The 9583-nt window shown below is 60.4% G+C and carries 10 protein-coding genes; 6 read left to right on the plus strand and 4 right to left on the minus strand.

All coding sequences use genetic code 11. The features are described from left to right. Positions 1-11 precede the first annotated feature (11 nt). Positions 12-908, minus strand: a complete 897-nt coding sequence (locus tag WDM86_16645) for an enoyl-CoA hydratase family protein (protein ID MEI9991658.1) — start codon at positions 906-908, stop codon at positions 12-14. Between WDM86_16645 and WDM86_16650 the strand changes: the two genes are divergently transcribed. Continuing rightward, on the plus strand, positions 825-1247 hold the full coding sequence (locus WDM86_16650; protein ID MEI9991659.1) for an ATP-binding cassette domain-containing protein: 423 nt from the start codon (positions 825-827) through the stop codon (positions 1245-1247). The two genes, WDM86_16645 and WDM86_16650, sit on opposite strands and share 84 nt — an antisense overlap. Here the strand turns inward: WDM86_16650 and WDM86_16655 are convergent. Further along, positions 1189-2406 (minus strand): nucleotidyltransferase family protein, encoded by a 1218-nt coding sequence (locus tag WDM86_16655; protein MEI9991660.1) that lies wholly within the window; start codon positions 2404-2406, stop codon positions 1189-1191. The genes WDM86_16650 and WDM86_16655 overlap by 59 nt on opposite strands. Before the next feature lie 164 nt (positions 2407-2570). On the opposite strand from WDM86_16655, the gene WDM86_16660 reads away from it, so the two are divergent. The 5 genes from WDM86_16660 (at position 2571) to WDM86_16680 (ending at position 8240) form a co-directional block, all read left to right on the plus strand. Next, positions 2571-3752 (plus strand): putative 2OG-Fe(II) oxygenase, encoded by a 1182-nt coding sequence (locus tag WDM86_16660; protein ID MEI9991661.1) that lies wholly within the window; start codon positions 2571-2573, stop codon positions 3750-3752. Positions 3753-4062: 310 nt separating this feature from the next. Then, positions 4063-4758 carry a class I SAM-dependent methyltransferase gene (locus WDM86_16665; protein MEI9991662.1) on the plus strand — a complete coding sequence of 232 codons (696 nt, stop codon included), beginning with the start codon at positions 4063-4065 and terminating at the stop codon, positions 4756-4758. Then, positions 4748-5803: a 50S ribosomal protein L11 methyltransferase gene (locus tag WDM86_16670; GenBank protein ID MEI9991663.1), complete on the plus strand. Its 1056-nt coding sequence runs from the start codon at positions 4748-4750 to the stop codon at positions 5801-5803. Before WDM86_16665 ends, WDM86_16670 begins: the two co-directional genes overlap by 11 nt. Positions 5804-5847: 44 nt before the next feature. Then, positions 5848-6468: a 2OG-Fe(II) oxygenase gene (locus tag WDM86_16675; GenBank protein ID MEI9991664.1), complete on the plus strand. Its 621-nt coding sequence runs from the start codon at positions 5848-5850 to the stop codon at positions 6466-6468. Next, positions 6465-8240 (plus strand): asparagine synthase-related protein, encoded by a 1776-nt coding sequence (locus WDM86_16680; GenBank protein MEI9991665.1) that lies wholly within the window; start codon positions 6465-6467, stop codon positions 8238-8240. Before WDM86_16675 ends, WDM86_16680 begins: the two co-directional genes overlap by 4 nt. A gap of 20 nt (positions 8241-8260) precedes the next feature. On the opposite strand, the gene WDM86_16685 is transcribed toward WDM86_16680, so the two are convergent. After that, positions 8261-8404: a hypothetical protein gene (locus WDM86_16685; GenBank protein ID MEI9991666.1), complete on the minus strand. Its 144-nt coding sequence runs from the start codon at positions 8402-8404 to the stop codon at positions 8261-8263. 257 nt (positions 8405-8661) lie between these two features. Further along, positions 8662-9582, minus strand: coding sequence for a hypothetical protein (locus WDM86_16690; GenBank protein MEI9991667.1), 921 nt, complete (start codon positions 9580-9582; stop codon positions 8662-8664). Position 9583: the final 1 nt, after the last annotated feature.

Below are 9583 nucleotides of genomic sequence, written 5' to 3' on the forward strand. Positions count from 1 at the left end.
ATGCTTGTGCGTTAATTGCCCTCGAACACAGGCTTGCGACCGACCGCGAACGCCTCATAGGCACGCAGGAAATCGCGCGTCTGCATGCACAATGCCTGCGCCTGCGCCTCCACCTCAATGGCGCTGTCGAGGCTCATGTCCCATTCCATGTTGAGTTGGTTTTTGGTGACGCCATTGGCGAAAGTGGGTCCGACGGCCAGCTTGCGCGCCGCTTCCATCGCATGCTCGTCGAGGCGGTCCGGCGCGACGACGCCGTTGAAAAAACCCCAGGCTTCGCCTTCCGCAGCGCTCATCGAGCGGCCGAAGAAAAGGAGTTCGCTGGCCCGCCCTTGGCCAATGATACGCGGCAGAATCGCGCAAGCACCCATGTCGCAACCGGCCAAGCCAACGCGATTGAAGAGGAATGCCGTCACCGCCCGGGTACTGGCGTAACGGATATCCGCCGCCATCGCGATGATGGCACCGGCCCCGACGCAAACGCCGTCGACCGCGGCGATGACCGGCTGCGGGCAGGCGCGCATGGCCTTCACAAGATCGCCGGTCATGCGCGTGAAGTCCAGGAGCTGCGGCGCTGCCATCTTCGTCAGTGGCGCAATGATCTCGTGAACGTCGCCGCCGGAGCAGAAATTGCCACCATAACTTCCGAAGACGACAACCTTCACATCCTTGGCACCGACGAGCGCCCGGAACAGATCCCGTAGCTCGGCATATGAATCGAACGTCAGCGGATTCTTTTTCTCCGGACGATTGAGCGCGATCCGCACGATTCCATCGGAGAGAGTCCACAGGAAATGCTGCGGCGCAATTTGACCTGGGCCAACGCCATGGCGAACGAACAGGACATGTGGGATGCGCTGGTCTTGGCGGGCGCAGACGAACTGGTCCGGCAGATGCCGCAGGGGCTCGATACGATCGTCGGTGAGCGGGGAACGCTGATTTCCGGCGGCGAGCGCCAACGCATCGCCCTCGCCCGCGCTGTGCTACGCCGCCCGACATTGCTCGTTCTCGACGAAGCGACAAACGCGATCGACGTCATCGGCGAGCGGCAAATAATACAGCGGTTACTGGCGACCACCCTGCGTCCGTCAATCGTGATGATTGCGCATCGCGCGGAAAGCATCGCTTTGTGCGAGAACGTTTTTCAGTTCGAGGCAGGGCATGCCACGGTTTTGCAATCGGCCGACGCACTCAGATTCGTGCGACTTTCGGCGGCGCGTGAAATGGCCTCTCGTGTCCCCGCCGGATGATCCATCGGGCGAGCCTTGCGAGCGGATACAAGAAGCCCAGCCGATTGGGCAAGGTGCCGTACAGTAGATCGTAGGGGCTGTTCATCTTGTTCCAAAATTCCGTGACTCTGAATGACCAGCCATGGGCAAGCAAGAACTGGGACAGGATAATCGATAGCTTGTCGAAAGCGGCACGCCCCAACTCGGCTTCAGCTGTCATCGCTCGCAGGGCTATGGTTTCGAGCCAGCGGTTGCGACGGCTCCGGCGCAATTGCCCTGACAACACTGCCAAATTCGGCATTCCAAACAAGCGATCGCAGAGCAGAACGGCTTGAGCCATGCAGATTTCGGCGTTCGAATTCTTCGCGGCCTCCAAACGTCTCTCCAGTTCCGAAACCGTGTCGCCAGACAAAAGCGCAGCAACGTCCGCCAGCCATTTCAATCGCGACCAGCCATGCGAAGCGCCATGAACACACAGATAGTTGAGCAGATCGTCGCCATCTAAAGTGCGGATGTTGACGCCCGTCGAAACGTCGATCACACGCGTTGCCGACGTCGACGACACGCCTGACAGAAAATGGCTGTTATCGACAAGCTTCCAATGAAGCTCGACGTGTACATTGTTGGTCTCATGGAACAAGACATATTCGCGCGCAAACTCAATCCAACGCCGATAGCGTTGATCCGTCAGTGGCGGCAGTGGTGGAAATGGCCGATATCCAATGCGTTCAAACAATTGCAGGGCCTGGGGCACGGCTTCGGGCGCGACCAGAAGATCCATATCCCAGCTATACTTTAGCGCCAGGGTCCCATAAGCCAACTGCGCGAGTGTGACCCCTTTTATAAAGACTAGAGGAACACCGGCATCGTCGAACAAGCGTTGTATCCGAACCGCTTCAGTAGCGAATTTTAAGTTCTGCCGTGCATTCGCCGACGCGATAGCACCGATCTCGTCGGCGACGTTCTCCGGAACGGCAATACGAGCATATGAAAGGCCGTCACGGACCAAGCCGGCTACGTGCTGCCGCTTTACGATAAGAAGAAACCGATCCCAGTCTATTCCGCCCTCAGCCGCCACGCGGATGACCTCGTTGCGGCGGCCGGAATGTGGCCAAGCGCAGCAAGCGGCAGCCAGGGCGAATTCGCGAGGCGTGGTCGGCACTGTACGCTGCGCTTTCATGGTACCTCCAGCACTTCAAGATTCGCCGACAAAACAAACTATCCGGCCCCTGGCAATTCGGCGGGCAAGATTTTGGCAGTATTTGAGATTTCTGGAAGGCGCAGTGGCTTCGTTCTTACGGCGAGTTGGCTGATAAAGCGAACGGCAGAGGCAGGGATCCGCGGATGGATTGGGTCGAGGTGGAGGCCTCCGCAGGTCGGCGAATTGACCGGGCGGCCGCGACTCGGATTTTGCATCTCGCGATCGAGAAATCGCCGGCGTCACTTGCGCTGTACGAGCGCCTCGGCGATGCCCTGACGGCAGAAGGCCGATTTCAGGAGGCCATTGTTGCTTTCCGACGGAGAGCGGCCGCGGAGCCGGAGCTATTCAAATCCTGGCGCGCGCTGGCGCAGTGCCATGTCGAACTCGGCGACCTCGAAAGTGCGCTGGACGTATGCAATCAGGGAGAACAACAAGGCCGCAGTGCCGACGTCGCGCGTGTGCGCGGCGAGACATTGGAAATGCTCGGACGGCAAGGAGAAGCGATCGTCTACTTGCGCCAAGCCTTCGAAGCCAATCCCAAGGACGAATTTGCACTTGAATCTCTCCTTCGCTGCCTCAGCCGTGAGCCGGATGCGGCGCCACTGTTGGAGTTCTGCGACGCGCTACCCGCAACGCCGTTTCTCCAGTCCAGGCGACTTGCCTTCCGGGCAGTCGCACTTAGCCGGCTGGGCCGCGTCGATGAAGCGCGCGCGCTTGTGGACGTTGCGCGGCATGTGATGGTCTTTCGATTCGATCCGCCCTCGGAACATGGTGACGCCGTGGCGTTCAACGCGCGTCTGGCCCATTGGCTGATCGCGAATACGGGTTCGGTCCCGACGCCACGCCCCGATTGCGTGATCGACTACGGGCTAACGCACACACGGCTCCCTCTGATCAACGAGCTTCGGTCGTTTGTTCGCAGATCTTTCGCCACATACGTCGCCCAGCTTCCGGTGTTGGGCCTCGGCGATCTCATGCCTCTGCCGCCGGCAGGCGAGCTCTTCGACTTCGTGGTCTTCCTGCATGGAAATGGCCGCAACGGCGAACACGTCCACCCAAACGCTTATGTCGTCGGTGTCTACTATGTGCAGGTTCCGAAGGATGTGCAGTTGGCATCAGACATGCGCGGCTGTCTCGTCTTGGGAGCCTGCGAAAAGCTCACCGACGGTCATCAGCCAGCTTGGGGCGTGCGCTATCTCAAACCCGAGCCGGGTATGTTGGTTCTTTTTCCGGCTCATATGTTTCACGATGTCGTCCCAACCCAGAGCGCCGAGCCCCGCATCGTGATCGGCGCCGATGTCCGTCCAGCTCCACGGCACGCCTAAAATCCGGCAGCGGCGCCCCCGCAATTCCAGCCCGCGACGCAACAAGGCGATTGTGGCAGTATTTGATACCTTCGGTCGCCGAAGAGGTTTCGTTTACCAGACGAATTGTCCGATAAAAGCGAAAGCGCTTGGATCGGCCGCGACTGCGATCAAACGCCGACGTAGATACGGCCATGCTGGAGAGTGTCCCATTCGGTCCGTGCGTATAGCCCAGCCGGCGCGTGCCAACATGCCTCCGCGGAAACGCCCATTGGCTTTTCGCGCCGCACGCGCCCTGTACAAACTTGTGACGGACGGAAGTTGGCGCAGCATGGCGCTCCTTCGCCTCCGGAAGCCGCCGAATATTTTCCAGCTCGACAATCATACCGGCCCGGACCGCTACCCGGCTCTCTTCCAATTTGCCCGGGAGCATTTTGAACGGCGCATGAAATTGCGCCTCTTGTCATTCGGCTGCTCCACGGGCGAAGAGGTGTCGGCGCTTCGCCATTACTTCCCGGAGGCGGCGATCGTTGGCATCGACATCAATCCGCACAACATCGCGATTTGCCGGTCGCGCGTCGGTCCGGATTCCAACACGACGTTCGTGGTCGCGGGCACCACCGGCGGCGAAGACGTCGACTCCTATGACGCGATCTTCTGCCTCTCGGTCCTACGGCATGGTGGCTTGCGCGCCGCTGGCACGGAGCGCTGCGATCATCTTATCCGCTTTGACGACTTCGAGCGCACGGTCGCTGACTTTACCCGCTGTCTCAAGCCGGGCGGCCTGCTCTTCATCGCCAACGCCAATTTCCGACTTTGCGACACCGCTTTTGCGAATCGCTTCGAAGTCCTGCTGCTTGAAGATCATCACGCGCCCGATCCACGCGCCCCCATCTTCGGGCGCGATAACCGGCGCATCAAGGACATCTACTATAACGAGCTGGGATTTCAAAAATTAGGTCGATGCGGTCTTCATCACCCTGAGCCGAACGCCGGACTGAAAGAGGGCGACCGTCGTGGATCTTAGAAAATTGACCACGGCATTTGAGGCTGCGGCAAAAGACGATCCGGCGACAATGCTCATGATCGCTAGAAAGCTTCACAATGGCGGACAATACGACGATGCAGCGGAACTTTGCAGGCGAGCGCTGCACCTTGCGCCCGACGACGGTTGGCTCAAGGCGGCCGTCAAGGATCTCGTTACCGCACATATCCCCAAATGGCATTTCAAGATTTTCGGCGATGCGTTGCGAAACAGCGCTTACGACACAGCCTTGCGACGGGCCGTGGCGCCTGGCGCGCGCGTGCTCGAAATCGGCACAGGCTCCGGCCTCCTCGCGATGATGGCGGCCCGAGCAGGCGCACGAGAAGTCATCACATGTGAGATGGACAGGCAGGTGGCCGAGACGGCCCGAAAAATCATTTCTCGAAACGGGTATACCGATCGGATAAAAGTCCTTGTCAAACATTCCGACAAGCTGGATTTGGCAGAGGATCTGGGCGGACGCGCCGATGTCATCGTCTCGGAGATCGTATCCAGCAATCTTCTCGACGAGGGCGTATTGCCTTCTCACGAGCGGGTCATGCGCGACTTCGCCCACGCCGGTACGATAGTCATCCCGGCACGCGGCGTGGTTCGCGTGGCGCTGGCGCAGGATCTGCGCGATCCAAGCCTTGTATTGAACGACATTTCAGGTTTTGACGTATCGGCCTTCCTGGAACTTGCCAAACCGAAGCGATCCTTTGTCGCCGGCGATCCGAACGTCATTTTGCGCGGCGAGCCGGAAGATCTATTCAGCTTCGACTTTGCGTCGCCGGCCTACCATGCCCCAGGGCGCTCGCGCGTGGTCTGCCGGTCGTCAGGCGGTCCAGTCAACGGCGTGGCACAGTGGATCAAGCTGACCCTGGACGACGTCACATCTTACGAGAACCGTCCCGCCGCCGGTGTGACATCGAACTGGAAGCTACGGTTCTATAGATTCGACTCCCCGGTCGAGACGAATCCGGGCGACGAAATCCAGGTTTGCGGTGCACATGATCGTCGCAACGTACTTGTCTGGCGGCAGGAATGATGTGCCGGTCGGAGATCGGGACGATCAAAAGCCTGTACGGTGATATGACGGCACAGCCCTTGATGATTTCATCGACGGAAACTCATTTTTCCAGCGATCCGCAAGTCGTTGCGGATATGCGGAGGACGTTTTCCGACACGCATGCTGCCTTGCTTCCCAATATCTTCGACACGTCCTTCCGGCAAATGCTGCTGACGCTCTGCGATAAGGCATCCTTCGTATCCAACACGGTGCCAGGCCTGGGGGAGCGCAGCATCGAAGCGCCGCCGGCGATCGCGGGAAAGGCGCTTCGCGCGGCGCTGCGGCGGCCCGACGTCCTGCGCTTCGTGGAGAGCGCAACCGGTTGCGGACCGCTCGCCGCCGTCGAAGGCGACATTGCGGAGTTCGCGCCCCGCCCTCACGAGGAATTGGCTTGGCACGACGACCGAAATGGGGCGTCGCGCCGGCTGGCGATCACGGTCAATTTGAGCGATGTGCCCTATAGCGGCGGCCTCTTCGAGCTGCGCGAGAAGCGTTCGCGGCGAATGCTGATCCGGCACATTCATCGCGACGTGGGTACGGCTCTGATTTTCCGAGTCGAGTCCGAATTGGAACACCGGGTTCAGCCGGTCACCGCGGGTGGGCCGCGCCGTGTGTTTGCCGGCTGGTTCCTGGCGCCACAATGAAAACTGGCCTCTATGCGCTGGCCTCCTTGGACGGTGCGCCACTTTCCGGCAACGACAGTGCCCTGCTCGGCTTGTCGGATCCACATGATAGCCGCGTCATTCGCATGCCTGGCCTGGCAGTACGCGCGGCGTATTCCGAACCGGAGCGGCACGCCATCAGCAATACGGTCGAGAACGACACTCTGCTCGTCTTTCTGGGCCACCTTGACGAACCGCTGGAGTTGGCCACGAAGGTCGGCTGCGACTCTGCGCAAACTCCGGCGTCGCTGGCATTGCGCGCAATGCGGAAATGGGGAGCCGGGGCGAATGCGCATATGGCCGGCGAATGGTCGCTTCTGACATGGAACGCTGCAAGCCGCGAACTGATCATCGGGGTTTCCGATACGCTGCGCGATGTCATGCGATTTTCCACGGATGGGCACCGCGTGGCTGTCGCGCCGGATGTCCGCCGTCTGAGCGCCCTCGCCTGGGTCGGCCGCGAATTCGACCCCGTCGGACTGCCGCTGTGGGTCGCGCGCGCGTCACTACGCAAGCGTTTTCTGGCGGATCGAACGATATTGCGCAATGCAAGGGCGGTGCAGCCTGGAACCTGCCATACCTTCTCATCTGGCAGGCACAGCAAGTCGGACGCCCAAACGGCCTCCCTCCCGCCGCGTTGGGAAGGCAGCTTCGAGGAGGCGGTCACGGCGTTGGAAACGACCGCCCGCCGTATCATGCGCGAGACGTTGGCACGGCACGGCACCGTGGCCGTACCGTTGAGCGGCGGCTTGGATTCCTCGACCCTGGCCTGGCTGGCGGCCGAGGAGCGCCGGCCCGGCCAGTCGCTGTTCTGCATGACCTCGGTCGCACCCGAAGGTAGCAATCTGGCGGACGAACGAAAATTCGCCGAGGCGGTGGCGCGGACGCTGCACTTGCCGATTGAATTCGTGACCCCCCATGAAAGCCCAAGTGTCTATCAGCCTCTGGGACGTACCTTTGCGCAGGCGGACGGTCCTTCTCAATCACCCCGGCATTACCTGTACGATACGCTTTACGACACGGCGGCCGCGGGCGGGGCCGACGCAATGCTGGATGGCGCATGGGGCGAGCTCACACTGACAAGACCGGTCTCGCTTCAATCTCCATTATCCGAATTGCGAAAAGTGATACGCGAAGCCAAAGGCACAGCCAGGGAATGGCTGCGCGGCGCGACATGGCCCGACGCCGGCTTTCACGCCAAGCTGTCTCACGATGCGCTGCAGCGCCTGCCATTGGACATACGCGCGCAACATCTTTCACTGGAAAAAGATGAGCTGCTGCATCCGGACGAAGAACTCGGGTTCGGGCCGGGCTTCGATAAGGTCGGCATACTTGCCACCTCCGCACCGCTCGCGGGACTGCGTCATCTCACACCCTATCGGGACCAAAGACTGGCGCTTCTGGCGGCCGGCATGCCGGCGCATTTCGCTTGTCACGACAGGCTCTCACGGGCCCTCGCCCGTGCCATGCTCAAAAACAGGTTGCCCGACGAGATTCGGCTACGCACGCATCCGCGCCCCTTCTCGCCGGACTATTCACTGCGGCTGCAGCGTCAAGCGCACTATGTGAAGGCTAGAATGGCAGTCTATCGTAGATCCGACGCTCGCGACTGGATCAACCTGCCATGGCTGGAAGGCCAGACAGAAAAACTGTCCCGCGGCGGCGCATTGCCGATCACGGGACAGTTCAACATACAGATGACCGCAATGATGGCCGAATTCTTCGTCTGGTGGGAGACGCAAGAGTTGGATTGATATCGTACGGAATGGGCTGCTTAAGAACGCGTGTTGTCGCCGGCGCCGCCGTCAGCACCCGTGCCGGGCAGCATGGCCGTCTCGCCGACGTCAAGCTGCTCGACCTTGGGTTCGATCCAGGCAAGACGATTGTCGGTGCGTGCGGTCTTCGGGTCGGAATTCATGGGATATCCTCATGCAGGGATTGATGGGGCATATGTAAATATGAATCCTCGTCCCGCAAACCGAGAAAGACTGCCAATTCGGTGCCATATTCGAATTGCTGCCACAATCAGTCCTGCCGAAGCGATCTGTCGATATCGGAAATTGCATATCTTGCCATTATTTCAATTTGCGCCGCGGGGCGGATTGCTGGGTTGACGGGCGAGCAACGCATTTGAATGCTGGAGCCGCATATCAGGTCGCAAAATCGGATGAACGCTCAGGCTGGATGCGCTGGCGATTCACATCGCGCGAAGATCTGCTGTGCGAGCGCCAAGCATGTCCGCTCGTCGTATACGCGCAACTCGCGCATCCGCGCCACGCCAATCTTGCGCGCGACCTCCGCCGTCACCTTCGAGCGCTCCATGGCATTCGGTACCAAATGCATGAGTCTTGGCCGAAATATTTGGGAGCGCAAAAGCAGTATCTGCAATTTCAAAGGAAGGACGGCATCGTCACGATCGAGCATGACGACACCGGCCAGCAGACGCCGTTCGAAGGACGCTATCCGCCGCGGGAAGACGAGCAGCTTGCCATTAAGCGCCGGAACCGGCGTTCCACAATCCAAGCTGGCGCTCAAGGCCTTGGCGGTATCCGGATGAAGCCGCATGCCCGGGCGCCCCGCGAGCACATATGGTAGGCCGTCTGGATCCATGACCAGCGCGGTCAGATCATCGGATATCAGCTTTCCTCCCAGCGCGATCAACTTCGCACCGATGGTCGACTTACCGCCACCCGAACGGCCGCAGAGCAACACCGCGCAGCCGGCAATTTCAACAGCCGTTCCATGCAACGGTATCAGTCCGCGCGACGCCAGGATCACCGCAGTCGCGGTGCCAAAAAAATGCGGTGGCATCTCGCCGGTCCAGTTCTCCCCGGGCGTCACCGCGATCCGGTCCGCGCCGAAAATATCGATGATTGCTTCCGCATCCGCCGAAAAACGGTATCCGTCAGAACAAACTGCACCCGTGCCCCAGCGTGCCAATTCGGTGCGCGCCGGCACGGGCGGCGCAGCAATCGTCACTGCGACATCCGGGGGCCCCTCAAATTCCAGGCATTGAAATTGCCGCAGAGGCAGAGCACTGGACCATCGGAGCCCAAATGCGACGGCGCGGTTTTCGTTGCGATGCGGATAGTCCATG

The sequence above is a fragment of the Rhizomicrobium sp. genome (assembly GCA_037200045.1).
Lineage (GTDB): Bacteria > Pseudomonadota > Alphaproteobacteria > Micropepsales > Micropepsaceae > Rhizomicrobium.

Excerpts from the sequence above, each read along its gene's own strand:
- WDM86_16680 (MEI9991665.1), top strand. The coding sequence starts at position 6,465 with ATGAAAACTGGCCTCTATGCGCTGGCCTCCTTGGACGGTGCGCCACTT.
- WDM86_16685 (MEI9991666.1), bottom strand. The coding sequence starts at position 8,404 with ATGAATTCCGACCCGAAGACCGCACGCACCGACAATCGTCTTGCCTGG.
- WDM86_16660 (MEI9991661.1), top strand. The coding sequence starts at position 2,571 with ATGGATTGGGTCGAGGTGGAGGCCTCCGCAGGTCGGCGAATTGACCGG.
- WDM86_16665 (MEI9991662.1), top strand. The coding sequence starts at position 4,063 with ATGGCGCTCCTTCGCCTCCGGAAGCCGCCGAATATTTTCCAGCTCGAC.
- WDM86_16655 (MEI9991660.1), bottom strand. The coding sequence starts at position 2,406 with ATGAAAGCGCAGCGTACAGTGCCGACCACGCCTCGCGAATTCGCCCTG.
- WDM86_16690 (MEI9991667.1), bottom strand. The coding sequence starts at position 9,582 with ATGGACTATCCGCATCGCAACGAAAACCGCGCCGTCGCATTTGGGCTC.
- WDM86_16675 (MEI9991664.1), top strand. The coding sequence starts at position 5,848 with ATGACGGCACAGCCCTTGATGATTTCATCGACGGAAACTCATTTTTCC.
- WDM86_16650 (MEI9991659.1), top strand. The coding sequence starts at position 825 with ATGGCGAACGAACAGGACATGTGGGATGCGCTGGTCTTGGCGGGCGCA.